General features: G+C 42.2%; 29 protein-coding genes. 24 read left to right on the top strand and 5 right to left on the bottom strand.

Annotated features, from left to right (window positions below):
* Nucleotides 1–75: 75 nt before the first annotated feature.
* A complete protein-coding gene (locus AC0VZ9_RS20580; RefSeq protein WP_475396676.1) occupies nt 76–462 on the bottom strand; it encodes an SA1362 family protein in 387 nt (128 codons plus the stop codon).
* Nucleotides 463–879: 417 nt separating this feature from the next.
* Here AC0VZ9_RS20580 and AC0VZ9_RS20575 point away from each other — a divergent pair, with 417 nt between their 5' ends.
* The 4 genes from AC0VZ9_RS20575 (at nt 880) to efp (ending at nt 3713) form a co-directional block, all read left to right on the top strand.
* Nucleotides 880–1410 carry a YqhR family membrane protein gene (locus AC0VZ9_RS20575; protein WP_009332914.1) on the top strand — a complete coding sequence of 177 codons (531 nt, stop codon included), beginning with the start codon at nt 880–882 and terminating at the stop codon, nt 1408–1410.
* A 210-nt stretch (nt 1411–1620) separates the two neighbouring features.
* A complete protein-coding gene (aroQ, locus tag AC0VZ9_RS20570) occupies nt 1621–2067 on the top strand; it encodes a type II 3-dehydroquinate dehydratase (protein ID WP_009332913.1) in 447 nt (148 codons plus the stop codon).
* Between the two features lies 1 nt (nt 2068).
* Nucleotides 2069–3130 (top strand): M24 family metallopeptidase, encoded by a 1062-nt coding sequence (locus AC0VZ9_RS20565; protein ID WP_475396675.1) that lies wholly within the window; start codon nt 2069–2071, stop codon nt 3128–3130.
* A gap of 25 nt (nt 3131–3155) precedes the next feature.
* Nucleotides 3156–3713 carry an elongation factor P gene (gene efp, locus AC0VZ9_RS20560; protein WP_475396674.1) on the top strand — a complete coding sequence of 186 codons (558 nt, stop codon included), beginning with the start codon at nt 3156–3158 and terminating at the stop codon, nt 3711–3713.
* 35 nt (nt 3714–3748) lie between these two features.
* Here the strand turns inward: efp and AC0VZ9_RS20555 are convergent, their stop codons facing one another.
* The 3 genes from AC0VZ9_RS20555 to AC0VZ9_RS20545 all read right to left on the bottom strand — a co-directional run bounded on the left by AC0VZ9_RS20555 (nt 3749) and on the right by AC0VZ9_RS20545 (nt 6144).
* Nucleotides 3749–3916 (bottom strand): hypothetical protein, encoded by a 168-nt coding sequence (locus AC0VZ9_RS20555; protein WP_475396673.1) that lies wholly within the window; start codon nt 3914–3916, stop codon nt 3749–3751.
* A gap of 85 nt (nt 3917–4001) precedes the next feature.
* Nucleotides 4002–4688, bottom strand: coding sequence for an SIMPL domain-containing protein (locus AC0VZ9_RS20550; RefSeq protein WP_282140577.1), 687 nt, complete (start codon nt 4686–4688; stop codon nt 4002–4004).
* A 73-nt stretch (nt 4689–4761) separates the two neighbouring features.
* The gene (locus AC0VZ9_RS20545; RefSeq protein WP_475396672.1) at nt 4762–6144 is read right to left on the bottom strand and encodes an alkaline phosphatase; all 1383 of its coding nucleotides are present in this window, start codon (nt 6142–6144) and stop codon (nt 4762–4764) included.
* 190 nt (nt 6145–6334) lie between these two features.
* Between AC0VZ9_RS20545 and spoIIIAA the strand changes: the two genes are divergently transcribed.
* From spoIIIAA to AC0VZ9_RS20465, 16 genes are all read left to right on the top strand, one after another.
* A complete protein-coding gene (gene spoIIIAA / locus AC0VZ9_RS20540) occupies nt 6335–7258 on the top strand; it encodes a stage III sporulation protein AA (RefSeq protein ID WP_019380189.1) in 924 nt (307 codons plus the stop codon).
* Nucleotides 7259–7774 carry a stage III sporulation protein SpoIIIAB gene (gene spoIIIAB, locus AC0VZ9_RS20535; protein ID WP_009332906.1) on the top strand — a complete coding sequence of 172 codons (516 nt, stop codon included), beginning with the start codon at nt 7259–7261 and terminating at the stop codon, nt 7772–7774.
* 54 nt (nt 7775–7828) lie between these two features.
* Nucleotides 7829–8035, top strand: a complete 207-nt coding sequence (gene spoIIIAC, locus AC0VZ9_RS20530) for a stage III sporulation protein AC (protein WP_009332905.1) — start codon at nt 7829–7831, stop codon at nt 8033–8035.
* Between the two features lie 15 nt (nt 8036–8050).
* Nucleotides 8051–8440 carry a stage III sporulation protein AD gene (gene spoIIIAD, locus AC0VZ9_RS20525; RefSeq protein WP_172581968.1) on the top strand — a complete coding sequence of 130 codons (390 nt, stop codon included), beginning with the start codon at nt 8051–8053 and terminating at the stop codon, nt 8438–8440.
* Nucleotides 8441–8531: 91 nt separating this feature from the next.
* Nucleotides 8532–9731, top strand: a complete 1200-nt coding sequence (spoIIIAE, locus tag AC0VZ9_RS20520) for a stage III sporulation protein AE (RefSeq protein ID WP_019380190.1) — start codon at nt 8532–8534, stop codon at nt 9729–9731.
* 12 nt (nt 9732–9743) lie between these two features.
* Nucleotides 9744–10376 (top strand): stage III sporulation protein AF, encoded by a 633-nt coding sequence (gene spoIIIAF, locus AC0VZ9_RS20515; RefSeq protein ID WP_258743360.1) that lies wholly within the window; start codon nt 9744–9746, stop codon nt 10374–10376.
* Entirely contained in the window at nt 10369–11037 is a 669-nt protein-coding gene (spoIIIAG, locus tag AC0VZ9_RS20510) for a stage III sporulation protein AG (RefSeq protein ID WP_009332901.1), read from the top strand. The genes spoIIIAF and spoIIIAG overlap by 8 nt, the downstream gene beginning before the upstream one ends.
* A gap of 3 nt (nt 11038–11040) precedes the next feature.
* Nucleotides 11041–11580, top strand: a complete 540-nt coding sequence (locus AC0VZ9_RS20505; protein WP_009332900.1) for a SpoIIIAH-like family protein — start codon at nt 11041–11043, stop codon at nt 11578–11580.
* Nucleotides 11581–11958: 378 nt separating this feature from the next.
* Nucleotides 11959–12465, top strand: coding sequence for an acetyl-CoA carboxylase biotin carboxyl carrier protein (accB, locus tag AC0VZ9_RS20500; protein WP_475396671.1), 507 nt, complete (start codon nt 11959–11961; stop codon nt 12463–12465).
* Between the two features lie 13 nt (nt 12466–12478).
* A complete protein-coding gene (gene accC / locus AC0VZ9_RS20495) occupies nt 12479–13831 on the top strand; it encodes an acetyl-CoA carboxylase biotin carboxylase subunit (RefSeq protein WP_009332898.1) in 1353 nt (450 codons plus the stop codon).
* 20 nt (nt 13832–13851) lie between these two features.
* Nucleotides 13852–14259, top strand: coding sequence for an Asp23/Gls24 family envelope stress response protein (locus tag AC0VZ9_RS20490; protein WP_009332897.1), 408 nt, complete (start codon nt 13852–13854; stop codon nt 14257–14259).
* Nucleotides 14260–14537: 278 nt separating this feature from the next.
* Nucleotides 14538–14927, top strand: a complete 390-nt coding sequence (gene nusB, locus AC0VZ9_RS20485) for a transcription antitermination factor NusB (protein WP_009332896.1) — start codon at nt 14538–14540, stop codon at nt 14925–14927.
* A 107-nt stretch (nt 14928–15034) separates the two neighbouring features.
* Entirely contained in the window at nt 15035–15910 is an 876-nt protein-coding gene (gene folD, locus AC0VZ9_RS20480) for a bifunctional methylenetetrahydrofolate dehydrogenase/methenyltetrahydrofolate cyclohydrolase FolD (RefSeq protein WP_009332895.1), read from the top strand.
* A gap of 360 nt (nt 15911–16270) precedes the next feature.
* Nucleotides 16271–17611, top strand: coding sequence for an exodeoxyribonuclease VII large subunit (gene xseA, locus AC0VZ9_RS20475; RefSeq protein ID WP_475396670.1), 1341 nt, complete (start codon nt 16271–16273; stop codon nt 17609–17611).
* A gap of 5 nt (nt 17612–17616) precedes the next feature.
* Nucleotides 17617–17850, top strand: a complete 234-nt coding sequence (gene xseB / locus AC0VZ9_RS20470) for an exodeoxyribonuclease VII small subunit (RefSeq protein WP_009332893.1) — start codon at nt 17617–17619, stop codon at nt 17848–17850.
* Between the two features lie 2 nt (nt 17851–17852).
* On the top strand, nt 17853–18743 hold the full coding sequence (locus AC0VZ9_RS20465; RefSeq protein ID WP_009332892.1) for a polyprenyl synthetase family protein: 891 nt from the start codon (nt 17853–17855) through the stop codon (nt 18741–18743).
* 63 nt (nt 18744–18806) lie between these two features.
* On the opposite strand, the gene AC0VZ9_RS20460 is transcribed toward AC0VZ9_RS20465, so the two are convergent.
* The gene (locus AC0VZ9_RS20460) at nt 18807–18965 is read right to left on the bottom strand and encodes a hypothetical protein (protein ID WP_019380195.1); all 159 of its coding nucleotides are present in this window, start codon (nt 18963–18965) and stop codon (nt 18807–18809) included.
* A gap of 162 nt (nt 18966–19127) precedes the next feature.
* Here AC0VZ9_RS20460 and dxs point away from each other — a divergent pair, with 162 nt between their 5' ends.
* From dxs to recN, 4 genes are all read left to right on the top strand, one after another.
* On the top strand, nt 19128–21020 hold the full coding sequence (gene dxs, locus AC0VZ9_RS20455) for a 1-deoxy-D-xylulose-5-phosphate synthase (RefSeq protein WP_019380196.1): 1893 nt from the start codon (nt 19128–19130) through the stop codon (nt 21018–21020).
* A 3-nt stretch (nt 21021–21023) separates the two neighbouring features.
* Nucleotides 21024–21866: a TlyA family RNA methyltransferase gene (locus AC0VZ9_RS20450; RefSeq protein WP_009332890.1), complete on the top strand. Its 843-nt coding sequence runs from the start codon at nt 21024–21026 to the stop codon at nt 21864–21866.
* Between the two features lie 268 nt (nt 21867–22134).
* Nucleotides 22135–22584, top strand: coding sequence for a transcriptional regulator AhrC/ArgR (ahrC, locus tag AC0VZ9_RS20445; RefSeq protein WP_009332889.1), 450 nt, complete (start codon nt 22135–22137; stop codon nt 22582–22584).
* A gap of 474 nt (nt 22585–23058) precedes the next feature.
* Nucleotides 23059–24741, top strand: coding sequence for a DNA repair protein RecN (recN, locus tag AC0VZ9_RS20440; RefSeq protein ID WP_009332888.1), 1683 nt, complete (start codon nt 23059–23061; stop codon nt 24739–24741).
* Nucleotides 24742–24901: the final 160 nt, after the last annotated feature.

The following is a 24901-nucleotide window of genomic DNA, read 5'->3' as shown; positions in this document are numbered from 1 at the left end:
AAAGCCAGAGCCCGATTCTTGAAGGTTCCCCAGAATTCAGGACTTATCATATAAAAATAAAAAATCGAGCCCGAGTTAAAGGGAGGCTCGATTTTTCTTTTTGCCTTTTTTGCCTTCTATGACTGTCAAGTGTGGAGAAGATTTTTTCTTAGCCTTTTTAATTGAAGTAAGGGAACCTACAGAAGCCTTTCTTCCATTCGCTGAGCCCGTTTCTTTATTGTTAAAGCGCTTTTTTGATTTTTTGGCTGCCTTTATAAAAGCTCGCTGTTCCCGCTTTGAGGGATTAAATCTGTTAAAGCGCTGAAAAAGAAAGTATACAACAGCACCAATGATGACAATGACAGCTATTCTCTGCAAAAAACCGGCAGGATTTGAGATCAGGCTGACGGCAACTCCGATAACAGCTAGCAAAATGAGCCCGGAGACAATATAAAATGTAAATGGTTTTTTCAAGAAAGCCACCTCCCTAAAAGCATGATGAGCAATTTTATAAGCTTTTAAACTATATAAGCTAAAGTTTATCGAAATAATTAATGAAAGTTGTCTTCATATTTTTCTTTTCCTATTTCTTTACAATTTAAACAGCGGAATATATCTTTTAATAAGTATCGGGAATAGCTGGATGCTGCCTATACTTAAATTTATGCTATGCACACAAGTCCCGGAACACACATTACCTCAAATAAGCACAAAATCAAAGGACTGTATCATTAATTATTTTATTCGACCTAAAATCTCATAAAACCTCTATACAACAGGAAATTATATAAAAAATATGGACGATCTTTGCAGGATGGTTAATCCAATCTGCATTTATTTTAAATCTGGTGCAATGGAATAAATGCGTGTGGACATAATAGGAAAAGGAGGTGGCGCAAAGTGGCAGAAGAAAAGGAGCGCTTGGAACAGGATCAAAGGGAAAAACCAATGTCTTTTATGGCAATGGTGGTCATTACCGGACTGGTTGGAGGCATTCTTTGGAGCGGCCTGGCCTATCTGGCATACGTGTTTAATTTTACCGAAATTCGCCCTAATGTCATTCTCGAACCCTGGACGATTGGTGCCTGGAAAGAGGGCTGGCTGGGAACATTGATCTCAATTCTCTTTATTGGAGGAATATCAATTGTGGCGGCCTTAATTTATTATGCAGCGCTGCGGAAATTTCAAAGTATTTTCGTGGGGGCTGGCTATGGAGTTGCCCTTTTTTTACTGGTATTTTTTATACTCAACCCAATCTTTCCTGGAATCAGCCCGTTTTGGGATCTTGAGCGGAATACAATTATCACATCGATCTGTTTCTATATATTATTTGGCGTTTTCGTAGGGTATTCCATTTCATATGAAGCCCAAGAAATCAGAGGCAAGACTGAAGATGAAAAAAAGACCCGCACAGATCCGGATTTAACTTGATGAACAAAGCATAATGACGAATGTTTTATCTTTGTGCACGATTGCTGTTAAGTGATGAAAAATTATGCGAAAAGCGCTATACATCAGAACTGTATGAAATTTTGCTTTATGATAGAATGTTCTTAATGGGCATTCTTTTTCGATGCTGTCAGGGAAATGACTTGAATAGAAAGAGAGGCCCGTCAGCAACTATGTTAAAGGGGGTTGAACATGGGGAAAATACTCCTGTTAAATGGGCCGAATTTAAATCTGCTCGGCAAAAGGGAACCAGGTGTTTATGGAAAAGAAACGCTTGATCAGCTGGAGCAAAATATGAAAGCATTGGGTGCTTCGTTTGAGACAGAAGTGTCCTGTTTTCAGTCAAATCATGAAGGGGAACTCATTGACAAGCTTCACTCCGCCAATGAAGATGGCACACAGGGTATTATTTTCAATCCCGGGGCATTTACCCATTATAGTTATGCGATCAGGGATGCTGTTGCAGGAATCCAGGTTCCTTTGATCGAAGTACATATTTCTAATGTTCATGCCAGAGAAGAATTCAGGCATACTTCTGTCATTGCACCTGCTGCAATAGGGCAAATAGTTGGCCTGGGCTTTAAAGGATATGAACTTGCTTTTCATGCATTATTGGATATTCAAAAGGGGAGAGGATAAGATGGAGAAAATACAAAAATTACGCGAACGCTTTACAGAGTCTGGGATAGATGGAATGCTGATTACCAGCAGTTACAATCGCCGCTATATGACTGGCTTTACCGGTTCAGCCGGCGTCGTATTAATCAGTGCGGATAAAGCAATCTTCATAACCGATTTCCGCTACACGGAACAGGCAGCTAAACAGTGTGAAGGGTATGAAATTGTAAAGCATACTGGTGCAATTCCTGAAGAAGTTGCCAAACAGGCTGAACAGCTTGGGATCAAAAAGCTTGGCTTTGAAGAGAATCATCTAACTTTTTCTTCCTATAAGGCTTATGAAAAAGCTGTTAACGCTGAACTTGTCCCTGTTTCTGACACAATTGAAAAGTTACGCTTGATAAAGACCGAATCAGAGATTAAGATAATAAAGGTGGCAGCTGACATTGCAGATGCTGCGTTTAAACATATTCTTGATGTCATTCGGCCGGGAATTACTGAACTGGAAGTTTCGAATGAATTAGAATTTTTTATGAGAAAAGCGGGTGCAGTTTCATCATCGTTTGATATCATCGTAGCATCCGGATACCGTTCAGCACTTCCGCATGGAGTCGCCAGTGATAAGGTTATCGAAAAAGGCGATTTGGTCACACTGGACTTCGGCGCTTATTATAAGGGCTATGTTTCAGATATTACCCGCACGGTTGCTGTTGGAGAACCTGAAGATAAGCTGAAAGAAATCTATACAATCGTGCAGGAAGCTCAGGAGCGGGGGATGGAAGGCATCAAACCGGGAATGAGCGGCAAAGAAGCAGATGCCTTAACTCGCGATTATATTTCTGGTAAAGGCTATGGCGAGTATTTTGGCCATTCTACCGGACATGGCATCGGGCTTGAAGTGCATGAAGGGCCTGCATTGTCATTTAAGTCTGATGTTATCCTTGAACCTGGAATGGTTGTAACGGTGGAGCCGGGCATTTACATACCGGGCCTTGGCGGTGTCCGCATTGAGGACGATACAGTCATTACAAAGGATCACAACGAAACGCTTACTCATTCTACTAAAGAATTGATCATTCTTTAATTGTACACAATAGGAGGACAAACTCATGATTTCTGTAAACGATTTTCGTACGGGATTGACGATTGAAGTTGATAACGGCATTTGGCGTGTAATGGATTTCCAGCACGTTAAACCTGGAAAAGGAGCGGCATTTGTACGTTCCAAATTGCGCAACCTCCGCACAGGTGCCATTCAGGAAAAAACCTTCCGCGCAGGTGAAAAAGTAGGGAGGGCACAAATTGATAACCGCAAAATGCAATACCTTTATGCAAATGGAGATCAGCATGTTTTCATGGACAATGAGTCTTATGAGCAAATCGAGCTGCCTGCATCTGCAATTGAGTACGAATTAAAGTTTCTAAAAGAAAACATGGAAGTTGCTATTATGCTTTACCAGGGAGAGTCTCTTGGAATCGAGCTTCCTAACTCTGTTGAACTTACAGTGACTGAAACAGAACCAGGCATTAAAGGGGATACTGCTTCCGGCGGAACGAAACCTGCTACACTTGAAACAGGTCTGACTGTACAAGTTCCTTTCTTTGTCAATGAAGGGGATAAGCTGATCATCAATACAACTGATGGTTCCTACGTGTCTCGTGCATAATTTGATAAAAAAATCCCGATTTCTCGGGATTTTTTTTATCCTTTATATTTCCTGCCTTCAGCTCCAGGGGATATGTCAGTATCATTGCGATTATTATAATCAGGGTCAGATGCAGGACCATTTCTGTTATCGCGTGTTCCGCCAAGATAAGCCCTGTCGCCTTTTTTCTGGTATTTTAAAAATTCACCTAAGTTCTCATTCATCCTTAAACCTCATTTCTCTGGGAAGTTACTAAGTGAGACATTATTAGTATTAGCTTTATCCTCATGATTATAAGACGAAGATCTTTTAACTATAATATGTGAACTCTGCTGTGATTTGGCTTTCTATGTCTATGGTTCCCGGCTGGATAGGTGTGCTGACGGCACTTTTAACAAAAGTGGAGGATTGAAACGAAACAGGCTGCTCCATGCCTAAAGTTCCTTCCGCAACGGATAGCGGGGTGCTGATTAATTGTACTCTTAGTGCAGAGGCAATTGTTTCTGCCTTTTTGTAAGCATCCATAACGGCCAGACTTAATGCCTGCCGGTACAATTCAGACTGGTTTTCAGCTTCAAAATGAATTCCTCTGATGGTGTTTGCACCATTATTCACTGCTGTATCCACAACGAGTCCCGTATTTTCTATCTCATCGACAGTAATGCCTAGTATATGCTCGACCCTGTACCCGCGGAAAATTTGCTTGCCATCTACAAAATCGTATTGCGGAAAAATGGTAAAATCGGACGTTTGAATCTGCTGATCTGTTATTCCAATAGCATTAAGAGCCTTTTTAACACTTGAAATGGCAGCTGCATTCTGTTCCTGTGCCTTCAGAAGCTCCTTGTCTTCTGTTAAAACTCCCAGTTTTATGTTAGCCTGGTCAGGCTGTACAGCTAGCTTTCCCTCACCTGAAACCCTTAAAATATTTCTGTTTGATCTGGAATGGCTACCTGTTTGTACAGAATTGCGGACAAAGGGCTGATAATAATACATGAATTTCATTCCCCGCTTTCATTGAGGTATCATTCTAGAATTACGCCGGGGAAAGAGAGAAAATGCTACATAATTAATCCCAGCTGTAATTCATCAGCTGCGCAATTCTCTTTGGGATATCTGTATTCTCCATCACTCCTGTAAAAGTTTCGCTTCCATTGCCATAAGCAAATAAAGGGATCATATTGCCTGTATGTCCGCCGGTTGAGCTGAGAGATCTTACTTTATTTGTTAAAATGCCCCCATGATACTTTTCTGCAATCAGGCTTCCTATTTCCCATGCTGCTATATATTGAGGATAAACTTGGCTGTCTGTGGTCATCAGCTTGCCATTAAATGCTTTAATTTCCTGCTCGGTTAAATCAATATTTGCATACTTTTTTAAAACATCCTTCACGCTTTCTGACCGGTAAGTACCTCTATTTTCACCTTTTGCAAATTGGCTGACCATATACTGCGGCGTCGCCTTGATTTTTTTTAACTGCTGTATATCCAGCGGTTCTGATGCTGATATCCCCATTGTTTCATGATCAGCGGCAACCAATACCAGTGTTTCTTTGTCCTTTTTTGCCCATTCAACTGCATATTTTACAGCTTCATCAAATTCAATGGTTTCTTTCCAGATGCTTGTAATATCGCCTGCGTGAGAAGCATGGTCAATCCTTGCGCCTTCTGCCATAAGAAAAAATCCCTGTTTTCCTTTTGAAAGTACACTGATCGCTTTTTCAGTCATTTCTTTTAAGCTTGGTTCTTTGCTGTTTTTTAGAGGACGGTCCAGTTTAAAGTTCATATATCCATTATTGAACAATCCGAGAAGCTTTCCCCCTTTGGCATTCTGCATTTCCTCCCGATTGGCTGCATAGTCATACCCTTTCAGCCTGGCCTCGTTAATTAAATCCTTCCCATTTTGCTTATCCGGGCCGAAATAGGCTCTCCCGCCTCCCATTAACACATCGACCTCATTATTCAGCTGCTGGCGTGCAATTTCCTCCTGTCCGGACCATCTGTTTGAAACACTTGCTGTAAAGGCGGCAGGTGTTGCATCTGTAATTGTATTGGTAGAGATAACCCCCGCCTTTTTTCCGTTTTTCTTGAATAAATCCAGAATGCTGTCTATTTCCTTGCCATCAGGAGTAACTCCGATCATTTCATTATTCGTTTTTTTTCCAATTGCAAGTGCAGTACCACCGGCAGCTGAGTCTGTAACGAAATTATTGGCAGATTCGGTATGCACCAATGCCGTGTGGGGGAGAGATTCCAGGAACAGCCGCCCATCCTTTCCATATTCCAGTTTTCTTGCAATCTCAATCTGGCCTATTCCCATTCCATCTCCAATCATAAGAATGACATTTTGCGGTCCTTTTGTATTTCCCTGAAGAGCCATTCCTTCTGAAGGGAAGATGCCAAGGACTAAAAGAAGAAAAATAACCAGAATGTAAGTGCAGTTAGCTTTCATAAATTGACACCAGCCTTTTTCAATGTTCTTATTGGATTATTTTTTGAAAAAAAGATTTTTTTACTCAGCAAAAAGCTTGTCCTAAATAATTGTGAAGCTTGCAAATCTAAGTCATATTGTTTTGCCTCAGGCATACATTTTAAATAATGAGAAGCTAGTCCGAAATCAGATGATGAATGGAGGAGCAGACATGGAAACGATTATAGCCTTTTTGCCGAAAAAAATTGCCGAACAAATACAGAGAATCCCTCCGCAAATCTTAGAGGATCTGGAGGAAATCAGGGTCCGTATTTCCAGACCCATTGAGCTGACAGCAAGGGGGATGCCGCATTATCTCCCATATATAGTTGAGTCAGAGGATGCTGTGCATTTGCTGAATAAAATAAGCCATTTTTCCATTTACACACTGGAGGAAGAACTGAAGAGAGGTTATATCACGATTGAAGGCGGCCATAGGGTAGGACTAGCAGGGAAGGTCATTCTTGAACAAGGGAAGGTTAAGGCAATCAGGGATATTTCCTCTTTTAACATAAGAATTGCCAGGGAGAAAATTGGCATTGCCCAGAATCTGATTCCCAGAATTTACAGGGATGGGTGGCTGCATACCATGATTATTGGTCCGCCGCAGACTGGTAAAACCACCTTACTGCGCGACATTGCAAGAATCATTTCATCTGGTGATCCAAATAATGACTTTCCTGCCAGCAAGGTTGGGATTGTGGATGAACGCTCCGAAATAGCAGGATGTGTGAACGGGATTCCGCAAATGACATTTGGGAATAGAATTGATGTCCTTGATGCCTGTCCAAAAGCTGAAGGCATGATGATGATGATTCGTTCCATGAGCCCCGAGGTTCTGGTTGTTGATGAAATTGGCAGGCATGAAGATGCAGAGGCCATAATGGAGGCTGTAAATGCCGGAATAAAGCTGATTATGACTACACATGGGAATTCACTGGAAGAAATTAAGAAGCGCCCCACTTTAAAAGCCATATTGGAAATGGGCATTTTTCAGCGATTTATTGAACTGGGCAGGAAAGAAGGGCCAGGCAGCATTGTGTGCATTAGAAACTCAGACAGTGCGGGATATCCTCATAAAGCGGGCGTGATGTAAATGATGAAGGTTATTGGAGCTGTTTTGATCATCGTTGCTACAACGTGGGCAGGATTTGAAGCTTCGAGGCATCTGACCGAACGGCCGCGCCAGCTTCGCCAGCTTAAATCGGCACTGCAGTCCCTGGAGGCTGAAATTATGTATGGCCATACGCCACTTCATGAAGCAGCCAGAAGACTTTCTGCCCAGCTTTCCAAGCCATTATCCTGGTTCTTTGAATCCTTTGCAAAGAAATTGACTGATTCCGAGACGACCGTTAAGGACGCCTGGGAAGAAAGTTTGAAGGAAATATGGAAAATGACGGCTTTTAAACAAGGGGAATTCGAGATTATGAAGCAATTTGGCGAAACACTTGGAAGACATGACCGTCTTTCCCAGCAAAAGCAGATTATGCTGACCCTTTCCCACCTGGAACGTGAAGAAGCAGATGCACATGACAGACAAGTGAAATACGAGAGAATGGTCAAAAGTCTGGGTTTTTTATCCGGATTGCTCTTAATCATTTTACTAATGTAGGAAACGCCGGCAGCTTGAATGCCGGACGCTGATCAGAGCTTAGGGGGAGAAAAGATGGGCCTAGAGGTAGATATCATATTTAAGATTGCAGGTGTCGGAATTGTTGTAGCCTTTTTGCATACTATTCTTGATCAGGTGGGCAAAAAGGAATACGCACAATGGGTGACGCTGTTCGGATTTATATATATCTTGTTCATGGTTGCTTCCATTGTAGATAACCTATTCCAAAAAATAAAATCTGTTTTTTTGTTTCAGGGTTAAAAGGGGGGCTCAGCCATTGAAATTCTGCAGATAGTCGGATTTTCGCTTGTAGCCACTTTCCTGGCGCTGATTGTTAAGGAGCAAAAACCCAATTTTGCTTTTTTGCTGATTGTTTTTGTCGGCTGTGCCATCTTTCTTTTTCTGGTAGACCAAATTTATGCCATTATCCATATGATTGAAAAGATTGCCGTCAATGCAAAGGTGAATATCGTATATGTTGAAACCATTTTAAAGATAATCGGAATAGCCTATATTGCTGAATTTGCAGCCCAGATCACGAAAGATGCAGGTCAGGGGGCCATTGCAGCAAAAATTGAAATGGGCGGGAAAATACTTATCCTCGCCATGGCTATCCCGATCCTTACTGTATTAATCGAAACCATCATTCGCATGATTCCGAGCTAGCTTATGCCGGCCTGCTGAATAGGCTGGGCGCCGGAATGGACAAGCACATATTGCGGGCATTAGACAGGGTCTTTTAAAAGAGGTGAAAAAAATGAAGCAAAGGATGCAGAAAACGTTATGGTTAAGCTTAATTCTATTCTTTTTCCTGGCACCAATTGTACAAGCCTCACCTAAGACCGGCGAAGCAGAGGAAACGATATCCCCCCAGGATTTAGTGGAATCACAGGTGGAGAAGTTAGATCTTAATGAATTGAAAGGGTTTTGGGAAGAAATCACAACAGAGTATGGAGGCTTTTTGCCTGAAAGCCAAAAGGGGAGCCTTTATGAATTTATAAAGGGAGAAAAAGAATTCTCACTAAAAGAGTGGGCTGCCGGCGCAATGAAGTTTGTGTTCCATGAGTTTATTGTAAATGGAAAACTGCTTGGAACCTTAATATTGCTGACGGTATTTAGCATGTTCCTCCAGTCCCTGCAGAATTCATTTGAAAAAAGCACTGTCAGTAAAGCGGCCTATTCAATCGTTTTCATGGTTTTAATAATTATTGCACTGAATAGCTTTCATGTTGCGATCACTTATACACAGGAAACCATTTCAACCATGGTGTCATTCATAATGGCTCTAATACCGCTGCTGCTTGCACTGATTGCTTCTTCGGGAGGTGTGGTATCCGCTGCTTTTTTCCACCCGGTGATTTTATTTCTGATGAATGTCAGCGGACTATTTATCCAGTATATCATCCTTCCACTCTTATTCTTATCCGCTCTGTTAAGCATCGTCAGTACATTGTCAGAGCATTACAAGGTAACCCAGCTTGCCAATCTGCTGCGGAATTGGAGCATAGGACTTCTCGGCATGTTCCTGACAGTCTTTTTAGGAGTCATTTCAGTTCAGGGAGCCTCAGCGGCGGTTACCGATGGAATTACCATACGTACAGCGAAATTTATTACTGGAAATTTCATTCCAGTCATTGGGAGGATGTTTACAGATGCGACCGATACAGTCATTAGCGCTTCGGTGCTATTGAAAAATACTGTTGGGATAGCAGGAGTCGCCATTCTCCTTATTATCGCAGCTTTTCCTGCAATCAAGATTTTAATGATTGCGTTTATATATAAATTCGCGGCTGCCATTTTACAGCCGCTGGGGGGAGGGCCGATCATATCCTGCCTGGATATAATCAGCAAAAGCATCATCTATGTTTTTGCCGCTCTGGCCATCGTCTCCCTGATGTTTTTCCTTAGTATTACGGTTATTATAGCAGCCGGTAATTTGACCATGATGGTCAGGTAGGGAGGGAATGAAGTGGATTTCATAAAAGAATGGGTAACGAACATCATATTATTTGTTCTGCTTGCCACTGTCATAGATATGCTCCTCCCCAATTCCAAGCTTCAGAAATACACAAAAATGGTGACAGGGCTGCTGCTGATTGCGATTATTCTTACACCGATTTTAAGAATTATATCAAGTGATTTTGAAGAGGCTCTTGTTTCAGTGCCAGTTTTTGAGGCATCTGGTGAAAAAAACATGGAAAATTTAATAGAAATGAAGAAAAAAGAAATACAAGCCTCAAGTGATGCATATATTTTAGAACAAATGGCTGTCCAAATGGAAAAGGACGCAGAAGAGGAGTTGATGGAACAGTACGGTCTGGAAATTGCCAACATTGATATTTTAGTAGATGAAAGCAGTGATCAAGCCTTCCCGGATAACCTGCAAAAGGTCATGATCCAACTTAAAGCAGAAGATGCAGAAGCAGAAGCAGTAGAAGTGGTTAAAACAGTGGATATCAATACCGGGGAACCTCTTCCATCCAGCGGACCCGATCATGAAGACGCAAAAGGAATCGCTTCTTTTCTCGCACAAAAGTGGAATGTAGACGCAAACTCAATCGAAGTTCTGGCAGAAGGGGGGAATATGGATAAGGATGGATAATGAAAAAGGACCTTTCACGTGGATAAAAAAGATAATTTCCAAAGACGGGCAGTCTGACAAGAAGCCTGGGAAATTCCATTATTTGCTTCTGGTTCTCCTTTTTGGAGCCGCGATCATGCTGATCAGCAATACACTGTTTCAAGAAGACAGCTCCACCGAGGATTTGTCCGTTTTTAAAAATGGGGAAGAAGCGAAGCAGAAAGAAGAGGTGCCGGTATTCGGCCAGCAGAAATCCGGAGGAAATGATACAATCTCCAATTATGAAAAGGCATACGAAGCTCAAATAAAAGAGGCCCTTGATGCAATCGTAGGGGTTGAAGATGCAACAGTTGTGGTAAATGTGGATGCCACAGAGAAGAAAGTCCTTGAAAAAAATAAAACGACCCAAACACAGAAAACCGATGAAACTGATCGGGAAGGCGGCAAAAGGAAGGTTGAGGATCAGTCACAGGAAGAACAGCTTGTGATCGTCCGAAATGGAGAAAAAGAGGTTCCGATTGTCATAGAAACCAAGAAACCTGAAATAAGGGGAGTGCTGGTCGTGGCAAAAGGGGCAGAAAATATACAAGTGAAAAAATGGATTATTGAGGCAGTAACAAGGGCACTCGATGTCCCAAGTCATAGAGTATCCGTAATGCCTAAAAAAACAAAGGGGGAATAATAGATGCTTTTAAAGAAACAAACAGTCTGGCTTTTAACAATGCTAAGTTTGGTGGTTGTATTATCCGTATATTATGTAACATCTCCGGAGCAAAAAGGCAGTGACCTGGCTGCTATGGAAGAGAAGGCAAAGGGTGAAATGGAATCAGTTGAAAGTGAAGATGGCAAGGCGATTATTACAAACACTGCCAGTGATGAAATGTTTGAAACTTTGCGCCTTCAGCTTGACGATGAGCGCAGCCGCATGAAGGAAGACCTTACGTCAGTTCTTGGGCAAACAGATCTCCCGGCTGAAGAAAGAATGAAGGCAAAAGATCAAATTGATGAATTAAATGAAATCGCCCAAAAAGAAGCGATGCTTGAAACATTAATCAGAGCGATGGATTATGAAGATGTACTTGTCCGTGCTGACGGCAAGAAGGTTCAAATTACGGTTAAAGCAAAAGATCATTCAGCTTCTGCTGCAAACAATATCATTCAGGAAGTAAGGAACGAAATTGGACAGCTTGAGGCAGTCGCCGTTGAGTTCCAGGTTGAAAAGTAAATAATATAGAGGGAGCCTGCATAATTCCTGCGGGCTCCCTTTTATAATTTTATTTTATGTTTGGTAACTTTTTCATATAAGTGCATAATATAAAAGTCCTGTTTACTATAGAAATCTGGCTGAATTTCATGTAAAATCCTTAAATATTTCACAAAAAATTAGAAAAATATTAAAATGGAACACAGGATGGATAGAGAAATTATTATCCAGTACATAATAGGATGTTGAAGTTTTATAAGGTCTTATCGTATGATATTAGTATCTAGTCATAATTAAATCATGCAGAACATTCCTGCCGTATGTTCTAATTCTTTGCATCAAAAGGATAAATACGGATTAAAGGGATTGTCATGCAGTGAGAAAACAAGGGGTGCCAAAATGTTAAAAGTACAAGAAATCCGTGAACTGATTAAATTAGTTGATCAGTCAAATATTGATGAATTTGTATATGAGCATGAAGGTTCAAAAATTAAGATGAAGAAAAAGGGCAATGAAGCAGCCGTTGTTCAGCAAGTTCAGCCGGCAGCTGTTCAAGCGATAGCTCCTGCTCCGCAGCCAGTCCAGCCAGCTGCTGTAAAAGTGGAAGAGCCAAAAGCAGAAGCGCCAGCGCAAGTGCCGGCACCACAGGCTGATGCCGCGGAAGATTTACATAAGATTGTTTCACCAATGGTAGGGACCTTTTATCAATCATCTTCACCTGAAGCCGATGCTTATGTAAAAGCCGGCTCCAAGGTTACAAAAGATTCCATTGTCTGCATTGTAGAAGCAATGAAGTTATTTAATGAAATTGAAGCAGAAGTTAATGGCGAAATTGTAGAAGTGCTTGTAAAGGATGGCCAGTTAGTAGAATATGGCCAGCCACTATTTTTAGTAAAGCCTGAATAAGGAGCGGTTACAGATGATCAAAAAACTCTTGATTGCCAACAGAGGAGAAATAGCGGTGCGCATCATTAGGGCAGCCCGCGAGATGGGGATAGAATCTGTAGCTGTATTTTCAGAAGCTGACAGGGAAGCACTCCATGTTCAGCTGGCCGATGAGGCTTACTGCATTGGCCCAACAGCTTCAAAGGACAGCTATTTGAATTTCACCAATATAATTAGTGTCGCTAAGCTTACAGGCTGTGACGCGATCCATCCAGGTTATGGATTCCTTGCTGAAAATGCGGACTTTGCTGAACTGTGCAGAGAATGCAATATTATCTTTGTCGGCCCGACTCCAGAAGCCATCAGCAAAATGGGCACAAAGGATATTGCAAGGGAAACCATGAAGGAAGCAGGAGTACCGATTGTTCCTGGCTCCAACGGAATCATAAAGGATACAGAAGATGCTATTCAGCTTGCTGAAAAGATTGAATATCCGGTAATTATTAAAGCGACTGCCGGCGGAGGCGGGAAAGGAATCCGTGTAGCCCGCACTGAGCAAGAGCTTATTAAAGGAATTACGATCACTCAGCAGGAAGCACTAACGGCTTTCGGAAATCCTGGCGTTTATATTGAAAAATATATTGAGGACTTCCGCCATGTGGAGATCCAGGTTCTTGCAGATAATTACGGGAACACCGTTCATCTGGGAGAAAGGGATTGCTCCATTCAAAGGCGTCTGCAAAAGCTGCTGGAGGAAACGCCTTCACCTGCTCTTGACGGGGAAACACGCGAAGAAATGGGAAATGCAGCTGTTAAAGCAGCAAAAGCGGTTGATTATACAGGCGCTGGCACGATAGAATTTATATACGATTATCAAAATCGCAAATTCTATTTCATGGAAATGAACACGCGTATTCAAGTGGAGCATCCAGTTACAGAAATGGTTACAGGGGTCGATTTAATCAAGGAGCAAATTAAGGTTGCTTCAGGTGAAAAGCTTAATTTCACACAGAGTGATGTTACTTTTAGCGGCTGGTCGATCGAATGCAGAATTAATGCGGAAAACCCTGAGAAGAACTTTATGCCATCAGCAGGAAAGATCAATATGTACCTGCCTCCTGGCGGGCTGGGTGTCAGAGTGGACTCTGCTGCCTACCCTGGCTATATGATTCCTCCATATTACGATTCAATGATTGCAAAAGTGATCACTTACGGCAATACTAGAGAAGAAGCCATTTCCCGAATGAAACGGGCATTAAGTGAATTTGTAGTGGAAGGGGTACATACAACAATCCCATTCCACCTCAAGCTCCTAAGCCACGAAAACTTTGTGGAAGGGCAGTTTAATACGAAATTTCTTGAATTGCATGATGTAATGAATTCTTAAAGACTTGTGGAGGTGCTAAAATGAGCGAAAATAATATTCTCGAAATGAGCCCTGAAAATTCTGGCCTTGGCAAGGTGGAAATTGCACCGGAAGTTATTGAGGTTATTGCTGGCATTGCTGCTTCGGAAGTAGAAGGCGTAGCGCAAATGCGCGGAAACTTTGCTACAGGAGTGGTTGAAAGGCTCGGTAAGAAGAACCATGGCAAAGGCGTAAAAGTCGAATTAACAGAAGAAGGCATCAAAGTTGATGTATATTGTCTGATGAAATTCGGCGTCTCCATTCCAAGCGTTGCCCAAAAAATTCAGGATAACATCCGTCAGGCCCTCCTGAATATGACAGCCCTTGACGCCCAGGAAGTAAACATCCACGTAGTAGGAATCATGTTTGAAAACCAAAAGCATGAGGTTGAATACGAACAGGAAATGTAACCCACCATCAAGCCAAAGACATAAAATTCGTCTTTGGCTTTTCTCATGGTTCAGTCTCCTTCATCATTCACTCCTTAAGACGTAATAAAGGAGTTTTTAAAGGGAAAATTAAATTTATAAGTTTCCAGCCTGAAATCATGTTTCTGTCCAAACATAATGCTCTTGTTGTAGTGCGAAGATTCCTTACTTATGCTATTATCTTCTTATGCAATTTTTGGACGTGAAAATGCTCAAAAATGAAAAATTACTATGTTAAGCCATAAAGGGGTTTTATAAAGATGAAGAGAAGAACAGCCAGAGAAAAAGCATTGCAGGCTTTATTTCAAATTGATGTAAGCCAGGCAGAACCGGAGACCGCCATCGAACATGTTTTAGAGGGTGAAAAAAGCGATGAGTACCTAAACAAACTAGTATCGGGTGTCCTGCAGCATAAAGAAACAATTGATGGCGAAATCAAAGGATTTCTTGAAAAATGGACACTGGAGAGGCTTGCTACTGTAGACCGCAATCTTCTGCGCTTATCCGTTTACGAGCTGCTGTATTTAGCGGAGGAAGTCCCGGCCAATGTGGTGCTCGATGAAGCTATTGAAATCGCCAAACTTTACGGTGATGATCAATCAAGCAAGTTTATTAATGGTGTTTTATCAAAGGTAAAAGAAAAGCTTTAAAAATAATAGAGTTCTGACTCATACTGGATGTGCTGGCACTTTTTAGATGCAAGCGAGCCGGCAGTCCTTATCATAGGCGCTTCCGAGTTCCTGATAGGGGGATGAAAATGGCTGCAGAATTAATAGATGGAAAAGAAATTGCAAGAAAGAAACAGGATCATATCGGTTCAGAAGTTCAAAAGCTGAAGGCGGAAGGGATCACGCCAGGCCTGGCCGTTATTTTAGCAGGGAATAATCAGGCATCCAGGACATATGTGAAAAACAAGCAGAAAACATGCGATAAGCTGGGAATGAATTCTATGCTTATTGAACTTCCCGAAAGCGTCAGTGAGCAAGAGCTTATCAGAAAAATCACTGAGTTAAACGAAAGTGAAGATATCCATGGAATCCTTGTCCAGCTTCCGCTCCCAAGCCATATTAATGAAAAAGCCATCATCGAGGCCATATCTCCTGACAAAGATGTAGATGGGTTTCATCCCATAAATATTGGCAGGATGATGACAGCTCAGGATGCATTTATCCCCTGTACTCCCGCAGGAATAATTGAAATGCTGGATAGCATTGGTACAGACATTTCCGGAAAGCATGTAGTGGTTATTGGGAGAAGCAACATTGTAGGAAAGCCCGCCGGGCAGCTGTTCCTCAATGAAGACGCTACTGTCACATACTGCCATTCGAAAACGGCTGATTTGAAGGAATATACAAAGCGGGCGGATATACTGGTGGCAGCAGCAGGGAAAGCGAAATTAATCACGAAAGACCACGTTAAAAATGGTGCAATCGTGATAGATGTCGGCATGAATCGAAATGAGGGAGGAAAGCTTTGCGGCGATGTTGATTTCGAGGCAGTGAAGCACAAAGCAGGATTTATTACTCCTGTTCCAGGCGGAGTGGGGCCGATGACAATTACCATGTTAATGCATAATACGCTAAAAGCAGCAAAGCTTTCCATAAGCAAAGTTAAAAGTAATGGCCGCCATTGATGCAAAATCTGTCCATTTCCATTATCCTGTATTTAGGAAACCTGTCATGCAGGTAAAAGCATGCAGGCAGAATGGAAGGACAGTTTTTTTGATAGATAGGAAAGTATAACCTTGAACTTTGATAACTGTCCAGCTCCGCAAGGAAAGCTTCGACAGCTTTATCATCGCACAAATAAAAGCGCTAGCTTTTAGAAGGAGCGCCTACCCCCTCGAGATCACAAGCCGTGCCTCAAAAAGGCAAAGAACGCCTTTCTATGAGTCGAGTCTTGTGCTTATCAGTGGTGGGCAAGGCGCTTGTGCTTTTCTTGCGTTATTGCTCTGCAGGAGATGCAATGCAGCTTCAGCATAAAGGAGATTGTTATGAAGGAACAGCAGTATCTGACAGTAAACGCACTGACCAAATACATAAAACGAAAATTTGATGCCGACCCACATCTGCAAAATATTTTGGTTAAGGGGGAAATCTCAAACTTTAAACAGCATTCAAGCGGTCATATGTACTTCACTTTAAAGGATGAGAAAGCCCGAATTTTAGCCGTAATGTTTGCAGGAAATGCGAGGACAATGAAATTCAGGCCGGAAAATGGCATGAAAGTCTTAGTTCGCGGAGCCATATCCGTTTATGAATCCAGCGGGCAATATCAAATATACGTACAGGAAATGCAGCCCGACGGGATTGGTGAACTTTATCTGGCTTATGAACAGCTTAAAGAAAAACTTGAGAAAGAAGGATTCTTTTCACCTGCGCATAAAAAAGATATACCGCGTTATCCAAAAACAGTTGCGGTAATCACATCCCCTACTGGAGCTGCAATCAGAGATATTTTGACAACGCTCAAAAGGCGCTATCCAATTGCGAACATACTTATATACCCTGCGCTTGTTCAGGGGAACCAGGCAGCTCCCTCAATTGTGAAAGCGATAACGGAAGCTAATACCTCCAGGGATGCAGATGTCTTAATCATCGGACGGGGCGGAGGCTCCATTGAAGAGCTTTGGGCCTTTAATGAAGAAGCCGTAGCAAGGGCAATATTTAAGTCTGAAATACCTATAATTTCAGCTGTAGGCCATGAAACGGATTTTACAATAGCAGATTTTGTTGCAGATTTAAGGGCCCCAACCCCAACGGGAGCTGCAGAATTGGCTGTTCCGCATATCGATGACTTGACGGAAAGACTTTTCAACAGGCAATCACGGCTGATAAGAGCGATGAAAGAACAAGTTGCACTGCAAAATGAAAGGCTTCTAAGGGTGCAGAAATCATACGCTTTCCGGTACCCGCAAAAATTGTATGAGCAAAAAATGGAACAGCTGGATAAAGTGACCGAACAGCTAATGAGAGGTTCAAGAAGGCTGCACGATTTAAAGCTTGAGCAGGCAGAAACCCTGCAAAAAAGGCTGGTTCGGAGTCATCCAGGGCAGCTGAAGAATCAGGCGAAAGAAAACAATGATCGGCTTCATAAACTTTTAAACAGAACAATGGCAAACATCCTGGCTGCAAAAGAAAAGGACTTTGCGAGAGTTATTTCAACCCTCGAGGCGCTCAGTCCGCTAAAAATTATGGATAGGGGCTATAGCCTTGCTTATACAGAAAATGAAACCCTGATAAAGACCGTGTCCCAAGTTAAAGCGGATGATATGATAAAATTGAAGGTGTCTGATGGAAGCATTGAATGCAAGGTAACGGATATTGAGGAGTGAATGGCATGGCGGATGAAAAACAACTTTCATTTGAACAAGCAATGGAAGAACTTGAAGTTATTGTGGAAAAGCTTGAAGAGGGAGATGTTCCCCTTGAAGAGGCTATTAATATTTATAAAAAAGGCATGGAGCTTTCAAAATTATGCCATGATAAGCTTAAAAATGTAGAATCACAGCTTACGGAAATACTGGCGGAGGATGGCCGTAAATCGAACTTTGCCATTCCGGAGGAGGAATAATTTTGCATCAATCCTTAAGTTCTTTCTCTGAACTGCATAAAGAGAAACTGGAAATTCATTTAAAGGATTACGTACATAAATTAAATGCTCCTCCTGAGGTCAAGGAATCAATGCTGTATTCACTTGAAGCCGGAGGAAAGCGGATAAGGCCAATGCTGTTATTTGCTTCATTGGCTGCTTTTGGCGAGGATACGTCGAAAGGGCTGTGGACTGCGGCGGCGATTGAAATGGTCCATACTTATTCGCTCATTCACGATGACTTGCCAAGCATGGATAATGATGACTTAAGAAGAGGCAAACCGACGAACCATAAAGTATTTGGAGAAGCATTCGCCATTCTGGCAGGCGATGCCTTGCTTACATACAGCTTCCAAACAATTGCGGAAACGCCTGACGAATTTGCTTCTGCTGAAACAAAGCTTTCTTTAATTAAAGAGCTGTCGAAAGCTTCCGGTGCTGAGGGGATGGTAGGCGGCCAGGCAGCAGACATTAAAGGGGAAGGCAAGCAGCTGGGCTTAGAGGATCTTGAGTACATCCACGTGCACAAAACGGGCAAACTGCTGGAATGCAGTGTTGTATCAGGAGCAATTTTGGCAAATGCCAGTCAGGAAACAATTCAGGCTCTATCTAAATTTGCCTATCACCTGGGACTGGCTTTTCAAATCAGGGATGATATCCTCGACCTTGAAGGGACAGAGGAGATAATCGGGAAGCCTGTAGGCAGTGATGAATCAAAAGATAAAAGTACTTATCCATCTCTTCTTTCAATGAGCGGGGCGAAAGAGGCGCTTGAAGAACATATCAGATCTGCAAAAGAAAAGCTGAGGGAAACAGGCCTTCAAACAGAGCTGCTCGAAGAAATAACAGATCTAATTGCAAACAGGGATCACTAAATCGGAAGTCAGGGTGCCAAAAATGAATTAGAAAAACGATGGTCTTGCCGCTGTACTTTTGTATCAGCGGCATTTGCTGTTTAATAAAATGATGGTCTTCAATGTGTATATTTTGGTATCATAGGAATTGCTGCTGGAGAAGCTTGCACTTTTTTTCCTGTGGATGCATTGGCCAGCGGAAGAGACACCATCAAGACTAAAGCTGTTTAATATGAAAAGCATTTGGAAAATCTCCTGTAATAAGGTAATCTTAAGATACTATCTTTTAGACAGGCTAGACGCTGTAATAAATAGGCTTGTTTTGTTTAGGCTTATACAAACACTGCCTAACATTACGTAAAAAGAAAACGGATGAATAAGAAACGAAAGTGAGTGGTCCGCAGTATGGATCTGTTATCAATTAAAGACCCTTCCTTTTTAAAAGGGCTCTCGAATAAAGAATTGGAAAGTTTGAGTCAGGATATCCGCACTTTTCTAATAGAAAAGCTTTCAGGCACCGGGGGGCATATTGGGCCTAATCTTGGAGTTGTTGAGCTGACTGTCGCATTGCATAAATGTTTTGACAGTCCGAAGGATAAAATTATTTGGGATGTCGGACATCAGTCTTACGTCCATAAAATTCTTACGGGCCGTGCGTGTCAATTCGATACTTTAAGACAATATAAAGGTCTTTGCGGTTTTCCGAAAATGATTGAAAGCGAGCATGATGTATGGGAAACGGGGCACAGCTCCACTTCTTTATCTGCAGCAATGGGAATGGCTATTGCCAGAGACTTGAAAAAAGAGAACAATTATGTCATTCCAGTAATTGGGGACGGTGCATTAACAGGCGGAATGGCTTTAGAAGCCTTAAACCATATCGGTCATGAAAAAAAGGACATGATTGTCATATTAAATGATAATGAAATGTCAATTGCACCTAATGTTGGTGCTCTTCACAATGTACTTGGAAGGTTAAGGACTGCAGGCAAGTATAATTGGGTGAAAGATGAACTTGAATATTTATTAAAAAAGGTTCCGGCAGTCGGCGGAAAGTTGGCCTCAACTGCTGAAAGACTGAAAGATAGCCTAAAGTATCTGTTTGTGTCAGGCATGTTCTTCGAAGAATTAGGTTTTACCTATTTGGGACCTGTCGATGGGCATAACTATGAAGCCTTATTCGAGAACCTTGCTTATGCTAAGAAAACAGAAGGCCCAGTGCTCCTCCATGTTATAACGAAAAAAGGAAAAGGCTATCACCCTGCAGAAAGCGACCGGGTTGGCACATGGCATGGTACGGGACCTTATAAAATGGAAACAGGCGACTTTTTGAAACCTGCAAGTACACCGCCAGCATGGAGCAAGCTTGTCTCGGAAACCGTCAGGAAGCTTGCGAGAGAAGATGAAAGAATCGTTGCAATTACTCCTGCAATGCCTGTTGGCTCGAAGCTTGAAGGCTTTGCAAGTGAATTTCCGGATCGGATGTACGATGTTGGTATTGCTGAACAGCACGCAGCAACGGTAGCTGCCGGGCTGGCAACCCAAAACATGAAGCCGTTTCTTGCAATTTATTCTACTTTCCTGCAGCGTGCTTATGACCAGGTGGTACACGATATTGCTCGCCAGAACTTGAATGTATTTATCGGAATAGACCGGGCAGGACTTGTGGGTGCAGATGGTGAAACCCATCAGGGTGTATTCGATATTGCGTTTTTAAGGCATTTGCCGAATATGGTATTGATGATGCCAAAAGATGAAAATGAAGGCCAGCATATGGTAAAAACAGCTATAGAATATAATGATGGCCCTATCGCAATGCGTTTCCCGCGCGGAAATGGCATAGGAGTACCTATGGACACAGAACTTAAGCCAATTCCAATTGGAACATGGGAAGTTCTGCTCGATGGCAATGATGGAGCGATTTTAACCTTTGGGACAACCATTCCAATGGCTTTGAAGGCAGCACAAATCCTGGAGAAACAGGGACACTCCATTAAAGTCATTAATGCAAGGTTTATTAAGCCGCTTGATGAAAAGATGCTGCATGAATTGTTCACAGCCAATATGCCAATTCTCACTATAGAAGAAGCTGTGCTGCAGGGTGGCTTTGGCAGTGCAATTCTTGAATATGCTCACGAACATGGCTTCCATCATGCGGAAATCGACCGTATGGGGATACCTGATAAATTTATTGAGCATGGCAGTGTAAATGAACTATTAGAAGAAATCGGCATGACTTCAGAAGATGTTGTTGAGAGAATGGGAAAACTGGCAAGAAAAAAACAAAAAAGGGCTTAAAAAATGAAAACAAAGAAAGAACGATTAGACGTTTTATTAGTTGAAAGAGGTCTTGCTGAGACAAGAGAAAAAGCGAAAAGAGCCGTTATGGCCGGCCTGGTGTTCAGCAATGAAAGCAGGATGGATAAGCCGGGCGAGAAGGTTAGTGCGGACATTCCGCTTACTTTAAAGGGGAAGGTCATGCCTTATGTCAGCCGGGGAGGCTTGAAGCTTGAGAAAGCTCTAAAAGTTTTTAATTTAGAAATCGAAGGCAAGATCCTCCTTGACATTGGGTCCTCAACCGGGGGCTTCACAGATTGTGCCCTGCAGAATGGCGCCAAATTGTCATATGCATTAGATGTCGGATATAATCAGCTTGCCTGGAAATTAAGGCAGGATGAACGAGTAGTTGTAATGGAAAGGACCAATTTCCGGTATGTAACCCCGGCCGATCTTTCAGCCGGTATGCCTGATTTTGCTTCCATTGATGTTTCGTTCATTTCTCTAAAGCTTATATTGCCTGTATTAAAAACGCTGCTTGTTCCGGGCAGTGACACAGTTGCCCTAGTGAAACCCCAGTTTGAAGCTGGACGGGAACAGGTTGGGAAAAAGGGGATTGTCAGAGATCCTAAAGTACATGAAGCAGTGCTTGATAAAATTATCGGATTTGCACTGAGCCTCGGTTATGATGTCAAGGACGTTTCCTATTCACCCATTACAGGCGGAGACGGCAACATAGAATTTCTCCTCCATCTGTATTGGTCAGGCAGCAGAGAGGAAGGAGAAAACCTTCTTAAAGCCCAGACAGATGAAGTTGTAAAAGAAGCCCACGCCGAACTGAAAACGAAGGTTAAAGAAGAGGAATAGGCTGATGCCTGTTCCTCTTTTTAAAAAGGATATATAATGTCTGCTTCGAGAACTATCCAGCGCAAGCAGCCTGCCCTTCGAAGGTTTCGGGTGGGAATGGCCCTTGCGCTTTTCTTAAAGGAATTTGTCGAGTTTGAACGAATAATAATAAATAATATACGGGAAAAATTGTACTTTATTGAGAAAATCAGCTAACATTAGAGTACAAAATACTTTAAATTAATTTTTTTCTGCCCGCTGTTAAGCGGCTGATTATAGAGGTGAAAAAATGAATAAAGGGCAAAGACATATTAAAATCCGGGAGATTATTACAAATAACGATATTGAAACACAGGATGACCTGGTGGATGAATTGAAAAACGCCGGGTTTAATGTAACTCAGGCGACTGTCTCAAGAGATATTAAAGAGCTTCATCTGGTAAAAGTTCCTTTAATGGACGGAAGATATAAATACAGTCTTCCAGCGGACCAGCGCTTCAATCCGCTGCAAAAGCTTAAACGAAATTTAATGGATGCCTTTGTCAGAGTGGATACTGCAGGACATCTCCTTGTAATGAAGACTCTCCCGGGCAATGCCATGGCTATTGGCGCACTTATTGATAACCTTGACTGGGAAGAGATTCTGGGGACAATCTGCGGGGACGACACATGCCTGATCATATGCAAAACCCCAGAAGATACAGAAGCAATTTCAAACCGTTTTCTTGAAATGCTGTAGATAATTCAAGCTCCGAGCGCCGTCGCTTATGCCGATAGGCTGGTGTTCATCGTGTTTCTTAAAAGATAAGAATGTATGAATACTGAAGTTAGATAACTGCCTAGCTCCAGAGACTGCCCCATCGAGGTCACAAGCTTGTCTAGTTGCGGCTCCTAGAGACTCTCAGATCTAAGCCGTTTCCTTACAGAAGAAACGCCTTCTTACAAGAACCGTCTTATGCCTGAGGCCCGCAGGACAAGGAAGGCTTTGTCAGCATAAACATCGCACGACCGAAAGCGGAAGCTTTTGGGAGTGTACGGGTCATGCAGACGTTGCCATAGGACGTGGCGCTTTTAGTCTGTATTCCTTGAAGGGAAGTCGCCTTCACATTTCAAGCAAGCCCCCAAAAAGGCAAAGAACGCCTTTCCGGGAGGCACGTCATGTGCTTGTCGGGGTTGGGCAAGGCGCTTGCGCTTTTCTTAAGAGGTGATATGTTTGTTAAACGAAATATCCATACGAAATTTTGCCATAATCGAAGCCCTTTCTGTCTCATTTGAAAAGGGCTTAACTGTTTTAACTGGTGAAACAGGGGCGGGAAAGTCCATCATTATCGATGCCATTCACTTGCTGGCTGGAGGCAGGGGATCTGCAGAATTTGTCCGCCATGGTGAGGATAAGGCTGAAATTGAGGGGCTTTTTATCCTGGATGATCTTAAACATCCTTGCTATAAACGGTCTGCTGAATTTGGGATAGAGATTGAAGATGGAATGATTGTTCTCCGCAGAGATATATCAAAGACAGGAAAAAGCGTCTGCAGAGTGAACGGAAAACTTGTCACTATATCTGTATTGAGAGAAATCGGAAGTTCCCTTATTGATATACATGGCCAGCACGAACATCAGGAATTAATGGATGAAACCTTTCATCTTCCTCTCCTCGATCAGTTTGGGGGATCCAAATTATCCGCTGCTTTAACTGAATACCAGGATATCTACAGGTTATATGAAAACACACTGAAAAAGCTTAAAAATTTAAGTGAGAATGAACAGCAAATGGCGCACCGGCTTGATTTAATTCAATTTCAGCTGGATGAAATTCAATCTGCTCAGCTTAAATTGAACGAAGATGAAGATTTGATTGAAGAAAAAAGAAAGCTTTCCAATTTTGAACGTATTTTTGATTCTCTTCAGTCAGGCTATAATGCCCTTCAAGGAGAACAAAAAGGGCTTGATTGGATCGGAATGGTTATGGGCTATATGAATGATGCCGCGGAACTGGACCCCGCCTATAAAGAAATAGCGGAAAATGTGGCAAACAGTTTTTATTTGCTTGAAGATGCAGCGAGATCACTCCGCAATGAAATGGACTTTATGGAATATGATCCCCAAAGACTTAATGAGATAGAAAGCAGATTGAATGAAATTAATGGGTTGAAAAGAAAATATGGAAAAACGGTTGAAGAAGTGCTGGAATACGCTGCACAGATAGAAGAAGAAATTGAAACCCTGCTAAATAAAGAAACCCATATTGATAAGCTGCAAAAGGAAGTTGCTGCCCTGAAAAAAGACCTTCTGGTTGAAGGAGAAGAATTGAGCAAGCTGCGCAGAAAATCTGCCCTTAAACTTACCAAGTTAATTCACAAAGAGCTTAAGGAATTATATATGGAAAAGACAGTCTTTGAGGTCAGATTCTTTTCTGATTCCGAAGTCTTCCTGAAAAACGGAATTGACAGGGCTGAGTTCTACATTTCCACCAATCCGGGAGAACCGCTTAAGCCGCTGTCTAAAATTGCATCAGGCGGTGAATTGTCCCGAATCATGCTTGCTTTAAAGAGCATATTTTCAAAGCATCAGGGTGTCACAAGTATTATTTTCGATGAGGTGGATACAGGCGTGAGCGGCAGGGTTGCACAAGCCATCGCGGAAAAGATTCATCACGTTTCCGTGGATTCACAGGTTCTGTGCATCTCTCATCTTCCTCAGGTTGCGGCCATGGCAGATACTCATTTATTTATTGCTAAAAACACAAAGGATGGGCGGACAAAAACAACAGTAAAACCGCTCACTGAAGATGAGAAAATCAAAGAAATCGGCCGTATGATTTCCGGGGTGGAAATTACTGATTTAACAAAAGAGCATGCGAAAGAGCTGCTGCACCTGGCTAATCAGCTAAAGTAATTTTGATCCATTATAAGGTCTGTTCCCGCCAGCGGCGCTATCAGATCTAATACCTTGAAAAGCTATCCAAAGCAGGATAGCTTTTTTTATGTGAATGGCTGTTATAAATGCCCTCAATGCAGGCAAAATTAAAGATGTAGCCATTTGACGTGGATGGACT

The sequence above is a fragment of the Cytobacillus sp. QJM3NY_8 genome, assembly GCF_056173585.1.
Note: the sequence above shows the minus strand (reverse complement) of the source record. Positions and strands in the feature narration are given on the sequence as shown.

What these genes read in the sequence shown, in the direction of transcription:
- xseA (WP_475396670.1), top strand. Translation starts at nt 16,271, where the DNA reads ATGAAGGAACAGCAGTATCTGACAGTAAACGCACTGACCAAATACATA.
- ahrC (WP_009332889.1), top strand. Translation starts at nt 22,135, where the DNA reads ATGAATAAAGGGCAAAGACATATTAAAATCCGGGAGATTATTACAAAT.
- spoIIIAB (WP_009332906.1), top strand. Translation starts at nt 7,259, where the DNA reads ATGATGAAGGTTATTGGAGCTGTTTTGATCATCGTTGCTACAACGTGG.
- AC0VZ9_RS20460 (WP_019380195.1), bottom strand. Translation starts at nt 18,965, where the DNA reads ATGCTTTTCATATTAAACAGCTTTAGTCTTGATGGTGTCTCTTCCGCT.
- folD (WP_009332895.1), top strand. Translation starts at nt 15,035, where the DNA reads ATGGCTGCAGAATTAATAGATGGAAAAGAAATTGCAAGAAAGAAACAG.
- spoIIIAE (WP_019380190.1), top strand. Translation starts at nt 8,532, where the DNA reads ATGAAGCAAAGGATGCAGAAAACGTTATGGTTAAGCTTAATTCTATTC.
- dxs (WP_019380196.1), top strand. Translation starts at nt 19,128, where the DNA reads ATGGATCTGTTATCAATTAAAGACCCTTCCTTTTTAAAAGGGCTCTCG.
- spoIIIAA (WP_019380189.1), top strand. Translation starts at nt 6,335, where the DNA reads ATGGAAACGATTATAGCCTTTTTGCCGAAAAAAATTGCCGAACAAATA.
- aroQ (WP_009332913.1), top strand. Translation starts at nt 1,621, where the DNA reads ATGGGGAAAATACTCCTGTTAAATGGGCCGAATTTAAATCTGCTCGGC.
- AC0VZ9_RS20545 (WP_475396672.1), bottom strand. Translation starts at nt 6,144, where the DNA reads ATGAAAGCTAACTGCACTTACATTCTGGTTATTTTTCTTCTTTTAGTC.
- spoIIIAG (WP_009332901.1), top strand. Translation starts at nt 10,369, where the DNA reads ATGGATAATGAAAAAGGACCTTTCACGTGGATAAAAAAGATAATTTCC.
- nusB (WP_009332896.1), top strand. Translation starts at nt 14,538, where the DNA reads ATGAAGAGAAGAACAGCCAGAGAAAAAGCATTGCAGGCTTTATTTCAA.
- efp (WP_475396674.1), top strand. Translation starts at nt 3,156, where the DNA reads ATGATTTCTGTAAACGATTTTCGTACGGGATTGACGATTGAAGTTGAT.
- AC0VZ9_RS20565 (WP_475396675.1), top strand. Translation starts at nt 2,069, where the DNA reads ATGGAGAAAATACAAAAATTACGCGAACGCTTTACAGAGTCTGGGATA.
- accC (WP_009332898.1), top strand. Translation starts at nt 12,479, where the DNA reads ATGATCAAAAAACTCTTGATTGCCAACAGAGGAGAAATAGCGGTGCGC.
- accB (WP_475396671.1), top strand. Translation starts at nt 11,959, where the DNA reads ATGTTAAAAGTACAAGAAATCCGTGAACTGATTAAATTAGTTGATCAG.
- xseB (WP_009332893.1), top strand. Translation starts at nt 17,617, where the DNA reads ATGGCGGATGAAAAACAACTTTCATTTGAACAAGCAATGGAAGAACTT.
- AC0VZ9_RS20550 (WP_282140577.1), bottom strand. Translation starts at nt 4,688, where the DNA reads ATGTATTATTATCAGCCCTTTGTCCGCAATTCTGTACAAACAGGTAGC.
- AC0VZ9_RS20490 (WP_009332897.1), top strand. Translation starts at nt 13,852, where the DNA reads ATGAGCGAAAATAATATTCTCGAAATGAGCCCTGAAAATTCTGGCCTT.
- spoIIIAC (WP_009332905.1), top strand. Translation starts at nt 7,829, where the DNA reads ATGGGCCTAGAGGTAGATATCATATTTAAGATTGCAGGTGTCGGAATT.
- AC0VZ9_RS20450 (WP_009332890.1), top strand. Translation starts at nt 21,024, where the DNA reads ATGAAAACAAAGAAAGAACGATTAGACGTTTTATTAGTTGAAAGAGGT.
- AC0VZ9_RS20505 (WP_009332900.1), top strand. Translation starts at nt 11,041, where the DNA reads ATGCTTTTAAAGAAACAAACAGTCTGGCTTTTAACAATGCTAAGTTTG.
- AC0VZ9_RS20555 (WP_475396673.1), bottom strand. Translation starts at nt 3,916, where the DNA reads ATGAATGAGAACTTAGGTGAATTTTTAAAATACCAGAAAAAAGGCGAC.